Below are 15,395 nucleotides of genomic sequence, written 5' to 3'. Positions count from 1 at the left end.
GTAATGCTGACACTGCTCGGGTAAGTGCACTGTAGTTTATGAATATTTTTAGGGGGCCTTGTGCCCCCTATTTTTGTCTAATAGAAAATAAATAAAATGGAGGATACTTTGCAATGTGGGCTTTATGTGCCGGCATTATGGTGGGAGGATTAGCAGGTTATTTTTTAAAAATTCCTTCAGGGGCTCTTGTGGGAGGAATGGTAGGGGGCCTTGTCGTTAAAAGTTTTTTAGGTACGGGAGCACAGCCTCTTCGTCTTCTCTCTTTTTTTTCTCAACTTTTAGTCGCCTACGTGATTGTGGCGCAGGCAGATATAGCTTCGGTAAAAGAAATTCCACGTTTTATTCCAGTAGCGATTTTATATAGCCTCGCCATTTTAGGGGTAAGTATTCTCTTTGCACGGGGAGTTTCCAAACTATGTGGTATTGATCTCATGACGGCAGTGTACTCTACAGCTCCAGGTGGACTTTCAGGTTTGGGGCTTGCAGCAGTAGAAGCAGGCGCGAATGCGCCCGTTTCTCTTTTATTTCATGTGATTCGCATTACCGTTGTTCTTATTTCCATTCCCTTTATAGCTTGGTTTTTAGGGAATGGACATTAGCTCTTGTAGTATCAAGGAGGTTTTTATATGTCGGAAGTCTTTCGAATATCAGGGCGTCGTCCCTTATTTGCGGCGACTTTTCTTTCTAGGCCCAATCGTTTTCTCGTGGAGTGTTTGCTTGATGGAGAAAAAATTCAGGCTTTCCTCCCGAATCCCGGGAGGTTGTGGGAGTTATTATTTTCAGGATCTACGCTGTTTCTACAAAAAGAGGTATCATCCAATTCTGCTCGGAAGACAAGGTTTACAGTGATAGGAATACAGTCTGATCATGGCCCAGTCATGCTCCATACCCATAAAACTAATGATTTGGCAGAATGGCTTTTTGATCATGGTCTTGTGCCGGGGATGGAGGACTATAGAGTTATAAGACGGGAGGTTCCTTGGGGAAAGAGCCGATTCGATCTTCTTGTCTCAGATGGCTCTTCAGAGATGATCCTCGAAATAAAGTCGTGCTCTTTATTTGGCAGACGTATAGCCATGTTCCCTGATGCCCCTTCTCTGCGTGCCGTTAAACATGTCAAAGACCTTCAGGGCTTGGCGGCAAAAGGGAAGAAGACAGGCGTCATTTTTATAGTACAATCAGGTGACCCAGAGTTTTTCATCCCAGATTTTCATACGGATTACGATTTTGCTGAAGCATTGTTTCAAATAGACGAGGGAGAGGGGGCTTTTGAAGTAAAGGCTTTTAAAATACCATGGAACGAGGATTTCTCTTTTTGCGGGAAACCTCGAGAAATTCCCATTCTTTGGAACGTCCTTTCAAGTGAAGCCAGCCCCTTTGGTTATGTCCTTCTCCTTTGTCAGTTTAACAAGAGGAAAGAGTACGCCATTGTCATTTCTCCGAGGCTTGAGTACGTGGATTATAACGATATGCGTAGACCGAATATGATCCCTTCTCTTAAGGCTTTCCTCAGTATGGCTGATTCTATTCGGAGCATCCCTGTACGTACCGGACGGGATCTGGAAGCGGTTCTTGCAAATGGTCTCGGTAGTATATGTGACACCATAAAATATTTCAATGGAAAACCAATTTTTATGTTTCAGGAAAACCCCTTATCGAAACGCAGCTTTATTCAATATCTTCTTTCTGTTCGGATCGATCGTTTGGAGGAGTTTCTCTCCGTTTAAGCTGTAGGAAAAATCAAAACGGGACACGTTGTCCCCTCAATAAGGGGTTCTGCCGTAGAACCAACGATAAGCTGCCATAATTCGCGTTGTGTTGAAAGTCCTACTACGAGGAGACTTGGATCGGTGTTTTTAATCCATAGAGGAAGTTCTACTTCCGGTTCCCCGCTTACCACTTGAAAAGATGTATCCGGGTTCCATTGAGACACATCTTGAGCCACCACTTCGAGGGCTTCTTCCGCAGCATTGATGAGGACCTGAGAATCTTCTGCGTCATCAAGAGGTACTCCATGAACCAAGGTTAGATGAGGTGTGCTTCCGCTCTGGGAGATAATATCTCTAAGTTCGTTGAGCATCGCATCTGTTCGACCAGGGGAAAGATCTATAGCGACGGCTATATTTTTATAAATGTCTCCTCCAGGAAAAACCCCGTCTTTTGACCGAAGGATAAGTTGTGGAAGGGCGAGACGTCTTACAAGAGGAGTTATTTCTGCCACATTTTGGGCAGGAAGAACAGCGAAGGTGCATTTTTCTGAAACGGCGATTTCTGGGATAATTTTAAGAGGATCTCCAGCTGCTACCATTACCTTGTAAAATAGTTCTTCAGGAATACTTTGAAGACAAAAGTCGTTCAGAGCCGCTTCGGTCTCTTGTACAAGCTGTGGGGTATGGATGCCAGCTGAAGGACTTACCACGTGAACTACCAAGATGTCTGATTGGTGTAGTAGCGCTCTCTGAGAGAGCCAGCACAAAGCTTCTTTTGAAAAATCGGTCATATCTATAGGAAACAATATTCGTCGTAACATGAAAAGCTCACCTCCTATTATTGCTTCGAAATTATCTAATAAGTATATCGTAAATTGGATGTATATACATCTGGATGGGGTATAATAATCGGCGAATTTGAGAGGGAGGAACTATCGGTGAGGTTAGGTCGGGAAATGACGTGGAAGTTGATTCAGTTTATTCAAAGTCTCCTAAAGAATATCCCCTACAAAATGGCAATGATGGTGGGAAGTTTTTTAGGCTCAGTATTTTGGGCCTTGAGCAAAAAACGAGTAGATGGTGCGGAATATCGATGTGTAAAAGCTCTTGGTATAGGGGTGAGCACCGCTCGACAGATTGTTCGAGCTTCATATGTGAATCTCGGACGGTCTGTTACAGAATTTATTTGTCTTCCTGACATGATATCGAACCTCAATGAATTGGTGACAATACATGGAGAAGAACATCTTAAAAAAGCTTTCGACCTGGGGAAAGGGGTTATTGCTATTACCGCTCATCTTGGAAATTGGGAGATGGCTGCTGCAGCTGTAGCAGCGAAAGGGTATCCTATGAATGCTATTGGAGCGGAACAGCGTGATGAAAGGATAACTGATCTCATTATCGATTCACGCCAACGTTGGGGAGTCACCACTGTCAGTAAAGGATTTAGCCTCAAAGCGGCTATGGCCTGTTTGAAGCGTGGAGAGATATTGGCGATTCTTATCGATCAAGATGCGAAGGAAAAGGGGGTTGTGGCCCCTTTTCTTGGCCTCCCAGCGAGTACTCCTTATGGGCCAATAAAAATGAGCCTTAAGTATGGGAGCCCCATGATTCCTGTCTATATCATTAGAAGAGAAGATGGCATTCACCATGATCTATATTTTTTGCCGCCTTTTGAGGATCCCTCTTCAGAAATTTTTGGTACTGATCTGGAAAAGGCCGTAGCAATATGTAATAATTCCATAAGTTCATGGATCACTAAATATCCAGGCCAGTGGATGTGGCTTTATCCGCGCTGGGCTTCCACGTTAGGGGATAAGTGATGCTTCTGGGTATCGATCCGGGAAAAGATAAAGTCGGTTGGGTTTTAACAGATTCATGCGGTGATCTTTTCCTTTCCGGAATAACAAAAAAGGAAGAATTCCCTCTCTTTTGGGAGTTTTTAAAGCGTCGGGAGTGGCGTAGAATGTCTCCATGGGTTCAGGTTCAGGGTAAAGATGTTTTCCAGGACCGTGGGGAGCTGGTAGTTGTTGTTGGAAACGGGACGATGTGTCGAGATATTCTCGATTTTCTTGAAGGGGTTGGAATACAATCTCATCAGATACATATAGTGGAAGAGCGAGGATCTACTCTTGAGGCAAGAAATGTTTTCTGGGATATGTACCCGCCAAAAGGGTTGTGGCTATTGATTCCGGTTTCTCTCAGAACTCCGTACCGTGACATCGATGATCTCGCTGCTTTTGTCATTGTTCGTCGTTTTCTTACTGCAGGGCAAGAGATATAGCACAATAAGAAGGGAGATACTGGTTGATGGGCGTAGAAAAACTAGCAACCTTGGTGAACACTTTTGGATCATCTCTTATTTCTGTAAGTCGGGAAATGGGAGTAGAGGTTGCTCTTCAGAGATCGGAAGTAGCCCAGGGGGTACATGTGGGAGGAAGCAGTGTTGCGGCCCTCGTTGGAGTGCTAGGACAAGGGTTGCAAGGAACGCTGGTTATTATGTTGGATAATGCGGGGTTCAGTGCAGTGGTAACAGCAATGTCTGGTGGAATGATCAAGCCAGATATAGAAGACCCAGTAGCTACCAGTGTCATTGGGGAGCTTTCTAATATGGTGAGTGGAAGAGCTTTGACTCAGTCTTCTCTAGAGGGAGTGGATGTAACACCTCCTCAGCTTATTACAGGTGCAGGTATCAGAACTGTGCCAAGTGAATCTCCTGGCATTAAAAATTTTACTTTGCCTTTTTCTGTAGCTCAGGGTGGAACCCTTTACCTTGTTCTCTCTTTTCATTGTTAGAAGAATAGTATAAGGGCATCCAACCGTGTCCCATTAAGGTTTATTGGAGTGACTGTAGTGAAGGATTCGTGGGTTAAACTTCTTAAGGAAGAATTTGCTCTTCTTTATAGTATTAGTAAATGGCTTCTGTTGGCCGTGATTATAGGAGTTTTTGTGGGGGCGGCTACCTCTACGTTTATGATAGTTTTGGAGCGATGTTCCAAATTTGTAGGAGCGCTTCCTTCGTGGAGGATATTTTTGCTCCCATTAGGTATTATGGTTAGTGCGTGGCTTGTGATTTCCTTAAAACCCATGGATCGTACCAGAGGGACCCTTAGTGTTGTAGAAGCTGTACATCATCATGATGGCCGAGTGAGTGTGCTTTCTGTAGTAGTGAAAGTTATAGGATCTATTATTACTATTTCTACAGGCGGTTCTCTCGGTAAAGAAGGGCCGAGTGCTCAGATTGGAGCTGCGGTATCGAATGTTTTTGCCAATGGTTTTCATCTCAACAAAGTAGATCGTCGGAAACTTGTGATTTGCGGCGTTTCAGCGGGTATGGCTTCTGTTTTTGGAGCACCTGTTGCTGGTGCTGTTTTTGGGTTGGAAAATCTCTTTGTCGGACAGCTTTTTTACGACGTGCTTTTGCCGTGTATCGTCAGTGGTATGGTGAGCTATCAAGTGTCCTTAAGTCTTGGCATGGCTTATCTATACCAGCCTTTGCTTTACGTTCCACGTGTAACTGAGCCCCATATGGTTACATGGGTAGTCCTTTCAGGCGTTTTTTTTGGGTTAGTAGCTCTTTTCTTTATAGAAACTCTTCGTTTTACTCAAAAAATATTTCGTAGGTTCTCTTCCTCTCCGTTATTACAAGCTCTGGTCGGAGGAGGAATGCTTGTAGTCCTTACGTTTTTTGTGGGATCGCGGTATTTAGGCTTAGGAGGCGAATCTATACGAGAGGCTATCGCTGGTAATCCCATCCCTCGAGTAGCTTTTTTCTGGAAGTCGTTGTTTACGGGCATTACTATGGGGGCTGGAGGGTGTGGAGGAGTCGTTACTCCAACGCTCTATATCGGTGCTACTTCAGGGGCAGCTTTTGCTTCTTTCTTTGGGTTAGACCCCGTCCTTTTTAGTTGCATTGGACTTGTTGCAGTTCTTTCAGGAGCTGCTAACACGCCTATTGCGGCAGTTATTCTTGCGGTAGAGCTGTTCGGATCCAAAGTTGCAAGTCTCGCAGCGTTAGCATCTGTTGTTGCCTTTATAGTCACTGGTTATCGAAGTATTTACCCAGATCAAATTATAAAATGTCCGAAATCTCCGGCTTTTGATATTTGTAGTGAATATCAACGAGTCGGAGAGTGTGATTCAGATCCTGCTTTAACGAGGCTCCCTTTAGTGAGATTGCTTGTTCGAAGTTATCAACTTTGGAAACGTTACTGAGGTTTTAGATAAAGACAAGAGGCTGTTTCTTCAAACAGCCTCTTGTCTTTTCTGCAATATAGTTTTATTTACCCCATTTTGATAAGTCGAGTAAATTCTCACTCTTTGCTACAACCGCAGATCCAACTAAGTCTCCTGTAATATTGAGGCAGGTTCGCCCCATATCAAGAATAGCGTCTATCCCTAAAATCATAGCGTATGCTGCTGCGACAGGAGAGCCTTGTTCGATGGGAAGCCCCACAGAATCAAGGACGAGAAGAAGCATTATCGCACCGGCACCTGGAACTCCAGCTGTTCCGATTGAGGCAAGAACGGCTGTTAAAATAACGGTCATTTGCTGGCTGAAATTAAGGGGAAGTCCTACGGCAAAACCGATAAAGAGGGCGCAAACGCCCTGATAAATAGCAGTTCCATCCATGTTGACAGTAGCACCCAAAGGGAGTGTGAAGGAGTAAACGTTTTTAGCAATGCCCAAATTTTCATCAGCATTACGCATTGTTATAGGGAGAGTCCCGCCACTACTTCTTGTCACAAAAGCAGTAATCATAGCCTCTTTTGAGCCCCTTAAGAACGTGGAAAAACTCAGCCCATTCAGGGTAAGAAAGCCTCCGTACACCACAATAAGATGAAGAATATAACCGAGGAAACAGGCAAGGGTTACAGTCCATAAAGGACCAATCGCTTTAGCTCCTTGCTGTGCGAATACGACGGCAAGGAGGGAAAAGACGCCTATTGGTGCATACTGTAAAACCCATCCCACAATTTTATACATTGCTTCTGCTGCTCCATCAAAAAACTTAAATAGCAAATCCCCTGTTTCTTGAATTCGTGTATCTTTACTGATCTTAAGATAGCTTATGGCGAGACCAAATATAATGGCGAAGAAAATTATTGGGAGAACGTCGCCACTGGAAAGAGCACCAAAAGGATTAGTTGGGATAATATTGAGGAAAGTATTTGCAAGAGATGGTTTTTCAAGAGCGCGTCCGGCTGCTTCCCCTATGGCCCCAAGGTCTAAGCCTAAGCCTGGGTGAAAGATATTTCCCATAAGTAAGCCTACTGCAACTGCAACTGCAGATGTAATAAGATAATAGACGACGATTTTGACCCCTACCTTGCCGAGCTCGGCAGGGCTAATACTTGCAGAACCAACAACAAGAGTTGTTAAAATAATGGGCGTAACGATCATTTTCAAAAGCCGCACAAAAATGTCCCCTAATGGTTTGACCCATAAAATAGAATCTCCAGCCACCATACCTGCAATTGCACCAAGAACAAGACCGATGAGAATCCGGAGTAACAGGTTACTTTTGAAATACCAGTCAAACATTCCTTTCTTCTCGTTTCCCATCCTTTTCCCCACCTCCCATTAGTGTTAAGCGCTATTTAGCAATGTTTTTATTACAGACTATTATATAAATATCTAAATTGTACATTCTTTTACGGGGCGGCACAAGGAGCTGAATACTTAAAAGAGTTGTTTCATAGCTCTGAGTACGTTAAAATTTATTCAAGTATTGGTGTATAGACGAGGAGGCTGGCAAATGTCATATATAAAACGTATTTGTGTCGGCTTTATGCTTTTAGTCTGTTTCCTTGGGAATAATTCCCCCTGTTCAGCTTCTTCTCGTGGAGGAATAGTCCTCGCTCTATCTGGTGGTGGAACGAAAGGACTTGCCCACATAGGCGTGCTTCAGGTCTTAGAAGAAAACAATATACCTATCGCTGGGATTGTGGGAACGAGTATGGGGGCTATTATTGGAGGGTTGACTGCAAGTGGTTACACGGGTATAGAACTGGAAGAAGTTGTGAATAATATTGATTTAGGGAGCTTGCTTGCTGAAAAAGACTCCTCTATGGTCCTGCCGTTAGGAGAGAGAACTTCTGAGAACAGTGCGATTCCTTGGTTTTCCCTGGGCAGCCGCAGAGGGATAGGAGGAGCTCTTGGCGGGTTTTCCGGGGTCAAGCTTCTTGAGAAATTTGCCCATATGGCTGCTCGCGTACAAGTGGTTCGTTTTTCAGAACTTCCGATACCCTTTGCCGCAGTTGCTACGGACTTAGAGACAGGAGAGAAAGTTGTTCTTCAGAGTGGCAGCTTGGCTTCAGCGATGAGAGCGTCTATGGCTATCCCTGCTCTTTTTGAACCATGGCCTCTTGGTGGTCGTCTCCTTGTCGATGGCGGGCTTGTATCGAACCTCCCTGTCTTGACCGCAAGGGAACTTTTCCCTGGTTATCCCGTCATAGCTGTAAATGTAACGAGTGAAAAGAAGTCTCGCCTGGAGTTGCGTACTCTTGTGGATGTAGTGGATCAATCGATTACTGTTTTAACGCAGCAGAATGTAGAAAGAGAAATTCGAGAAGCGGATTTAGTTTTAACACCGGCAGTGGGGAAGCTCCCTCTTTTTGATGCTACTCAAGCGGATCTTGTTATTGCAGCAGGTCGGAAGGAGACATTAACCCACCTCAAGGCAATAGTGAGTTTAGCCCAAACAGCTCCTGAAATTCCTCCTCGTCGGAAACAACCTTCACAGGTTTTAATGGATATTTGTGTTCGTGGCCTGCCAGATAGGGAGTGCAAAGGGCTTCGAACGAAGTATTTTTCTCAAATAGGAAAACCGATAGATCCTCAATGGATATTAAGAGTTAATAAAGAGATATCCCGGCGTATGGATGTTCTGGCAGTGGATTATCACTTGGAAGAAGATCATGGCGGAGCTGTTGTGGTTTTTTCTGTTCAGCGCCGCCCGCAATCGGAAGTTCGAATAGGGGGATACACTACGAATCTTCATCCGTACCGGTGGCTTTATGTGAACAGTATTCATAGGGATATTTATAAAGATGGAGACGCATTGAAGCTTAATCTTAAAATTGGAACGCAGTGGGCTGCAGATGTGGGCTATCTCTCCTCTTCAGAGCTCTCTAAAGCCTGGGAAGTCAATCTTTCTGCTCAGCGTTGGGAACTTACGCCTCGTAATGTTTCTGAAGAGCGGGGATGGGATCGATACGGTTTGGGAGTTACACGCCATTTCACTATGGGAAATGTTTTAGCTGGCGCTGGTTTAGGCGGGGAGAGGGTCCATTATAAAGGTAAAGATGAAGATTCTTGGGGACCTACGTTTTATCTAACGTATAATACCCTAGATGACATGATGGATCCTACGAAAGGCAGCATGATGAGAGTCGCTTTTTGGTGGCCTGATTATGACGAGTTGTTATATAGAATGAACTTGTTCTTTGTAACATCTTTCTCTGAAAATTGGCGTCTCTACTTAAGAGGTGGTTTTGCAGAGGGAGATATGACAGAGGCTGGTCATGCTGTCTATCTTGGCGCTGCTGAAGAACTCTATAGTTATGCCGATAAGCCTATTGAAGCGGAGCGCATGATATGGGTCAATGCTGGCCTTCGAAGAGTTTTCCTCCGCAGTTGGTGGGGAAATCTTACTGCAGAGCTTTTTGGAGGAGCTGGGTGGACTTACGATAATGGAGGTTCCCGCCTTGACAGTGTTTGGGAAACAGGCCTTTCTCTATCGGCTCCGGGGCACTTTTTCGATGGTCGCCTCATGTTCCTGTATAATGACCAGAGTGATTTTAAAGTAGGTTTCTTTATTGGGAAGCCTATATGGAGCCATTATCCCCTGCCCTAGTGGAGGGGTAACATTTTACAACTAAAGCTGACGATCTTTCGGCGGAACTCATGATGGAGGTTGAAGAAAAACATGGCACGGAACATAACCCCTAGGGGGAAAGATTATTCCCAATGGTATCTTGATGTCATTAAGGCAGCGGAGCTTGCAGATTATGCCCCCGTAAGAGGGTGTATGGTTATTCGTCCCACTGGATATGCTCTTTGGGAATCGATACAGCGTTATTTTGATGAAGCTTTTAAAGAAACAGGCCATGTAAATGCCTATTTCCCTCTTCTTATACCCAATTCTTTTTTAGAGAAAGAGGCAGAACATGTTGAGGGGTTTTCTCCAGAGTGTGCAGTTGTTACTCATGCCGGAGGAGAGCCACTTGAGGAACCCTTTGTTATTCGTCCCACTTCAGAAACAGTGATTGGTTATATGTACAGTAAATGGATTCAATCATGGCGTGATCTTCCCATATTGATCAACCAGTGGGCCAATGTTATGCGATGGGAAAAACGGCCTCGACTCTTTTTGCGAACATCAGAATTCCTTTGGCAGGAAGGGCATACTGCCCATGCAACGAAAGAGGAAGCCATGGAAGAAACTCTTAAGATGTTGCGTGTCTACGAAAAAATAATGAAAGAGGTCTTGGCTCTCCCTATTATTCCAGGGGAAAAAACGGCAGGGGAACGTTTCCCAGGGGCTCTCAATACCTTTACCTGTGAAGCTATGATGAGTGATACGAAGGCTCTTCAGGCAGGTACAAGCCATTTCCTTGGGCAAAATTTCTCCAAGGCTTTTAATATACAGTTTCAAAATCAGGATGGAGAGCAGGAATATGCTTGGACTACAAGCTGGGGTGTTTCAACGCGATTAATAGGGGCTTTAATCATGACTCATTCCGACGATGATGGGCTTATTATTCCTCCTCGCATAGCTCCTAATAAGGTTGCTATCCTTCCTATTAGTACGAATGATGATGTTATTGAAAAAACGTTGTTGCCTAAAGCTCTGGAGTTGGCGGACAAACTTAATACAGCCTTAGGCGGACGATATGTTGTTGTAGATAAACAGTTCCATATGCGTCCTGGGGATCGTTTCTTCTCTCATCTTCAGAAAGGAGTTCCTTTGCGCTTAGAACTTGGGGAAAAAGATTTTGCTGCAGGTACTGTTCGTGTGGTTCGAAGAGATACTGGAGATCGAAAAGATATTCCTTTAAACGATGTGGTAATAAAAGTTCCCGAAATCCTTGAAGATATTCAGCACTCTCTCTTCAATAAAGCTCTTTCTTTTAGAAAAGAGCACACCTCTTTTGCTTCTTCCTTCGATGAGTTTAAGATTCGGTTGGAGGAAGAAGGAGGTTTTATAGAGACGTTTTTTGCCGGAACCCCGGAGGATGAGAAGAAGATCAAGGAAGAAACAGGCGCTACTCCTCGGTGTATTCCGCTGGGGGATGCTGAGACGGGGAACTGTTTCTTGACAGGTGCTTCTAATGCTAGAAAGACTATTTTTGCTAAGGCATATTAGATCTTTTATTTGGATATAACGAAAAAGCAGTATTGGAAGCGGGTTCCTCATAAGGAAGGGATCCGCTTTGATTTTTATTTATGGGGGATGGTTAATGTGGAAGATAGACGAACTTTAGCAGTTATCGATATAGGGTCTAACTCCATTAAACTTCTTATAGCTATTTTGCAGGGAGAGGAATTAGTCTCTCTAGATGAACGTATAGAGATTACCCGTTTAAGCGAAGGGCTTGCTAAAGAGGGCTTGCTGCTACCTGAGCCCATGCGTCGAACCATAGAAGGGGTGGAACGATTTGTTTGGGTAGCCAGAGAGGCAGGTGTTTCTCAGATTGTTGTAATAGGTACAATGGCCTTCAGGTCAGCCTCTAATAGCTCTTCTTTTGTTGAAACGCTTCTTGATAGAACTGGAGTTTCTATGAAAATCCTTTCAGGCGATGAAGAGTCGGAATTTGCTTTTCGTGGTGCACTTTCAGGGATATGGGAAGATAAATATCTTTCTCAAAATGTGACTGTTTTTGATATTGGAGGAGGGAGCACAGAGCTTGTTCAGGGGAAAGGGGAAAACATTATACATCGATGGAGCCTTCCCATAGGTTCTGTGGTTTTGACTGAAAAATTTTTACAAAAAACGCCAGTTTCTTCTGAATATGTTCATAAAGTTAGGTTGGAGATCAGAAAGATACTGTCAAACCGCTGGGATTTTCTTTCGCAAGTAGGTACTCTTGTTGGAGTGGGAGGGACAGTTACTGCTATGGTTGCTGTAAAGCTAGGTCTTTACTCTTATACTCCAGAGAGTGTACATGGAATTTCTCTTTCTCTGGGAGAGATTAAACGGCAAATTTTTCTTTATTCTTCAAAAACACTGGAGGAACGCTGTCTCATTCCAGGTTTATCCCCAGGGCGCGCTGATATTATTCTTGCCGGAGCTTGTATTGTAGCGGAAATATTGAATATAGCCCGAGAAGAAAAATTCGTGGTAAGCCATAGAGGATTGAGGCATGGAGTGGCATTACATATCCTTCAGGGGGGCCATTTTTCGTAAATAGAGTAAAGGGAAACGCCTTTAAGAAGATTGCTGAGGAGAGATAAGAATGTTTCCCGTAGGAATTTCTTACGCTTTAATATTAGCAGGAATAACAATTCTTCTGTATGGCCTAGAAGAAAGTAATTGGGCCTTTCGAAGAAGTTTAGGAAGCCGTGGACGAGGGCTATTGTCTCGTTTAGGCAATAGAAAGTCTTCTGCCTTTTCTCTTGGGGTTATTCTATCGGCAATAGCTCAGAGTGGTTCTGCCGCAACAGCTTTTGCTGTTGGATTGGTCGATATCCATGCATTGCCTTATGAGGGTGCTATCCTCGTCATGATGGGGGCAAGTGTGGGGTCTACCCTTTTGGTTCCTCTTCTCGCTATTGACATAGATGTGATGGCTCCTATTTTTTTGATGGGAGGTTTTGTCCTCTGTCATCTGAAGAAAGAGGATTTTCGTAAAATAGGGTGGGTAGTGAGAGGTATTGCTCTGATCCTTACAGGGATGTTTCTTCTTAAATTGGGTTCTTCTATTGCTTTGGAAGGCTCTCCTATCGGCTTCTTTATTGCTCGTCTTGTTGCAAGACCTTTTTGGCTGGGCGTAACGGCTTTTTTCCTTTCAGCCATAACACAAGGAGCGTCTGGTGTAATGGCTATTGGCATCGCTCTTATATCGGCAGGAGTGGCATCGGCGGAGGCCTTCTTCCCCCTCGTATTAGGGGCACGCCTTGGCTCCAGCATTATAGTTTTATTTTTTAGCGTGGGAACCCGTCCCAATGCCCGGCGTCTTGCCTGGCTCTCTTTTGTTTATCGTTGCCTCGGTGTTGCGGCGGGATACCTTTGTATGCCTTTGATCCTTCAGGGAACGAGTTTCTTTATTCCAGTTCCAGAGATGAAACTGGCTGTATATCAGATAGGAGTGAGTATTCTTAACGTTCTCATTTTTTCCCCCTTTGTAAGGCAGTCAGCACTTGTAAGTGGAAGGTGGTTTTCGGAAGAAGAGGCCTGGGATCCAGAGGAGGCCATGTATTTGGATGATTCTCTTACAGATTTCCCTTCGTTAGCGGTGCCGCTTCTTGCGAAAGAAATGACTCGTCTTGCTAATTATGTGGAAACATTTATTTATATGCTTTTTTTTGCACCTCATTATAAAGATCAGATTCTTAAACTTCAGCGAGGAATACCAGCGTTGTTGCAACAGTGCTCAGATTACATGTTTGCAATACCAGTTCCTCTTGATGATCCAGAACAAAAGACATCGTATTCCGCAATTTCGTATTCTCTTATAGCAATGGCTGACCTAGTAGAAATTACTACGGGTAGATTGTATAAGTTATGGAGAAACGGGGCTGGAGAAGGTAGTGCCAGAAATATAGAAGAAAAAATGTGGGAAGAGTACGTCCAATCGTTTATGGGTGTAGTCCGATATAGTATGCGAGCTTTTGCTCTTGACGATGAAGAGAGCGTTCATAAGGCTCTAAGTGTAGAGAAGATTTTTAAAAATTATGATCAACAGATACGACAAACTTTAATTGTTCAGGGTCGGCTTTTCGTGGATCGTAAAGATTCTCTGGATTGGAGGTTACTTACGGTATTGAGGGTGGCTGTAAGTGCTGCTCTCGAAGTGGCCTGGGGGAGCCGATTCCGGGGAATGAAACTTCATTTAGAAGGAAGTGACGGTATTGTTCTTCAAAAAGAAGCAGGAGAAATCTAAGTTAACGCCGGAGATGATTCTTTACTCTGGAGACAAGAAGCGCATTCTCGAAATGGTTCATCAAATGGGAGAAGAGGCTACCAATGCCGTATCGGAAGCGGTACGTTCCCTTATAGAGTGTGACAGCGATCTTGCCCGACACGTTATAGATAATGATGATTCTATCGATATTTTGGAAGTAGATATAGAGCAGGAGTGTCTTGGTTCTATAGCGATGAGACAACCAGTAAGAGAGAACCTTCGTTTTGTATTTGCCGTTGCGAAGATTATTACCGATCTAGAACGGATTGGAGATGAGGCTGTAAATATAGCAGAGAGGGCCTGTTTCCTTAATCAGTATCCATTGCTGAAACCATTGATAGATATTCCCAAAATGATGAATATTTCCACAAACATGTTGCGTGACGCATTGAAGGCTTTTGAAACTAATGATGCAGAGCTCGCAAAAAAAGTTTTTCTAAAGGATCAGGATCTCGATGTTCTTTACTACAATATTTTTGAAGAACTGATACAGATCATAGCTGCTCGGCCAAAAGGAGATTGTGTTACAGTGCAATGTGCTGCAGCCCTCATGTGGGTCGGACGCCACTTAGAGCGCGTGGGGGACCACGCCTCAAATGTGGCAGAAAAAACGTATTTTATAGCGACAGGGGAACGATTGAAACAGATTTTGGGAGAGAAACAAAAAGATACCGGCGCTGAAAAGGATCTTTCATCAGGTATATGAAAAGAGCAATATAACAATATCAAAGGAAGTGGCGAATCTCTTCCATAGTCTTTCGAGGTTTTGATAAAGTCCTTTTATTTTCGCTGGGGTACCCCATAGAGATCATGATATCAATTTTTGTCGAACGGGGAAGATTGAGTTCCTTTTTTACAGCTCTTTCATTTAACCAGCCAAGCATACATGTCCCTAAACCGAAGTCTGTTGCTTGTAGAACTATGTGCTCGCAAGCAATTGCTACATCCATAAGGCTAAATTGGACCCCTCGGAATAATCCTCCAAGAGCAGAAGAGTATCGAGAACGTTCTGTAATAACAACCAATAGCACAGGAGCGGAGGCGGCAAAAGAGTTCATTGAATATGCTCCTCCAAAAGCGGCATGAGCTAAAGAAGCTACTTTATCAGGAGTATGAGCTACCAAAAAGGTCCACGGCTGAGAGTTACAGGCGGAAGGCGCTAAACGAGCTGCTTCTAAGCACTTCTCTATAATAGGTACAGACACTGGCTGTGGACTGTATTTTCTCACACTGTATCTTTTTTGAACAAGCTCCTCAAAGTCCAAAACTATACCCCCCTTGTCTTTTACTGTGGATTCTATTGTAGATACTCTTATAAAAAAAGGTCAAGAGAGAAGACAAGCCTTATTTGAACGGCACACTCTGTTGGGGTTGCTCTTTAAAAATTATTCGTGAATGCTTCCTTTTATCAAATCAAAAGGAGGCATAGAAATAGATCATGTTTTTTAGTGCTTTTTTGCTTTTTCTTGTTTTTGAGAGTTGACTTCTTCCTGAAAAATGGTATTATACCCTTCGCGCCGCCCGAGAGGCGGAGCGAAAGAACCTTGAGAAGTGAAT

14 protein-coding genes are annotated in these 15,395 nt (G+C 43.8%); 11 read left to right on the top strand and 3 right to left on the bottom strand.

The window, feature by feature from the left end; translation table 11 throughout:
- Positions 1-113: 113 nt before the first annotated feature.
- Both B4J50_RS09785 and sfsA read left to right on the top strand, forming a co-directional pair.
- Complete coding sequence (locus B4J50_RS09785; RefSeq protein WP_286847683.1) at positions 114-599, top strand: AbrB family transcriptional regulator; 486 nt, start codon at positions 114-116, stop codon at positions 597-599.
- Between the two features lie 27 nt (positions 600-626).
- Positions 627-1,727: a DNA/RNA nuclease SfsA gene (gene sfsA / locus B4J50_RS09780; protein ID WP_286847684.1), complete on the top strand. Its 1,101-nt coding sequence runs from the start codon at positions 627-629 to the stop codon at positions 1,725-1,727.
- On the opposite strand, the gene B4J50_RS09775 is transcribed toward sfsA, so the two are convergent.
- Positions 1,724-2,530 (bottom strand): universal stress protein, encoded by an 807-nt coding sequence (locus B4J50_RS09775; RefSeq protein WP_286847685.1) that lies wholly within the window; start codon positions 2,528-2,530, stop codon positions 1,724-1,726. The genes sfsA and B4J50_RS09775 overlap by 4 nt on opposite strands.
- A 117-nt stretch (positions 2,531-2,647) precedes the next feature.
- On the opposite strand from B4J50_RS09775, the gene B4J50_RS09770 reads away from it, so the two are divergent.
- The 4 genes from B4J50_RS09770 to B4J50_RS09755 are packed head-to-tail and all read left to right on the top strand — an operon-like array spanning position 2,648 to position 5,924.
- Complete coding sequence (locus tag B4J50_RS09770; RefSeq protein ID WP_286847686.1) at positions 2,648-3,532, top strand: lysophospholipid acyltransferase family protein; 885 nt, start codon at positions 2,648-2,650, stop codon at positions 3,530-3,532.
- The gene (locus B4J50_RS09765) at positions 3,532-3,993 is read left to right on the top strand and encodes a hypothetical protein (protein ID WP_286847687.1); all 462 of its coding nucleotides are present in this window, start codon (positions 3,532-3,534) and stop codon (positions 3,991-3,993) included. Before B4J50_RS09770 ends, B4J50_RS09765 begins: the two co-directional genes overlap by 1 nt.
- 26 nt (positions 3,994-4,019) lie before the next feature.
- On the top strand, positions 4,020-4,505 hold the full coding sequence (locus tag B4J50_RS09760) for a chemotaxis protein CheX (protein WP_286847688.1): 486 nt from the start codon (positions 4,020-4,022) through the stop codon (positions 4,503-4,505).
- Between the two features lie 57 nt (positions 4,506-4,562).
- Positions 4,563-5,924, top strand: coding sequence for a chloride channel protein (locus tag B4J50_RS09755; RefSeq protein WP_286954152.1), 1,362 nt, complete (start codon positions 4,563-4,565; stop codon positions 5,922-5,924).
- Between the two features lie 64 nt (positions 5,925-5,988).
- Here B4J50_RS09755 and B4J50_RS09750 read toward each other — a convergent pair whose 3' ends face one another.
- Positions 5,989-7,275 carry a dicarboxylate/amino acid:cation symporter gene (locus B4J50_RS09750; protein ID WP_286847690.1) on the bottom strand — a complete coding sequence of 429 codons (1,287 nt, stop codon included), beginning with the start codon at positions 7,273-7,275 and terminating at the stop codon, positions 5,989-5,991.
- A 193-nt stretch (positions 7,276-7,468) separates the two neighbouring features.
- Between B4J50_RS09750 and B4J50_RS09745 the strand changes: the two genes are divergently transcribed.
- From B4J50_RS09745 to phoU, 5 genes are all read left to right on the top strand, one after another.
- Complete coding sequence (locus B4J50_RS09745) at positions 7,469-9,568, top strand: patatin-like phospholipase family protein (protein WP_286847691.1); 2,100 nt, start codon at positions 7,469-7,471, stop codon at positions 9,566-9,568.
- A 72-nt stretch (positions 9,569-9,640) separates the two neighbouring features.
- Entirely contained in the window at positions 9,641-11,080 is a 1,440-nt protein-coding gene (gene proS / locus B4J50_RS09740) for a proline--tRNA ligase (RefSeq protein ID WP_286847692.1), read from the top strand.
- Between the two features lie 9 nt (positions 11,081-11,089).
- On the top strand, positions 11,090-12,121 hold the full coding sequence (locus B4J50_RS09735) for a Ppx/GppA family phosphatase (protein ID WP_156923400.1): 1,032 nt from the start codon (positions 11,090-11,092) through the stop codon (positions 12,119-12,121).
- Positions 12,122-12,170: 49 nt separating this feature from the next.
- Positions 12,171-13,817 carry a Na/Pi cotransporter family protein gene (locus B4J50_RS09730; RefSeq protein WP_024822944.1) on the top strand — a complete coding sequence of 549 codons (1,647 nt, stop codon included), beginning with the start codon at positions 12,171-12,173 and terminating at the stop codon, positions 13,815-13,817.
- A complete protein-coding gene (gene phoU, locus B4J50_RS09725; protein WP_286954151.1) occupies positions 13,777-14,544 on the top strand; it encodes a phosphate signaling complex protein PhoU in 768 nt (255 codons plus the stop codon). Before B4J50_RS09730 ends, phoU begins: the two co-directional genes overlap by 41 nt.
- Positions 14,545-14,563: 19 nt before the next feature.
- On the opposite strand, the gene B4J50_RS09720 is transcribed toward phoU, so the two are convergent.
- On the bottom strand, positions 14,564-15,103 hold the full coding sequence (locus tag B4J50_RS09720) for a nitroreductase family protein (protein ID WP_024822946.1): 540 nt from the start codon (positions 15,101-15,103) through the stop codon (positions 14,564-14,566).
- Between the last annotated feature and the right edge of the window lie 292 nt (positions 15,104-15,395).

This window comes from Aminobacterium sp. UBA4908, assembly GCF_002398115.1.
Lineage (GTDB): Bacteria > Synergistota > Synergistia > Synergistales > Aminobacteriaceae > Aminobacterium > Aminobacterium mobile.
This window is presented reverse-complemented; position numbering and strand designations above follow the sequence as displayed.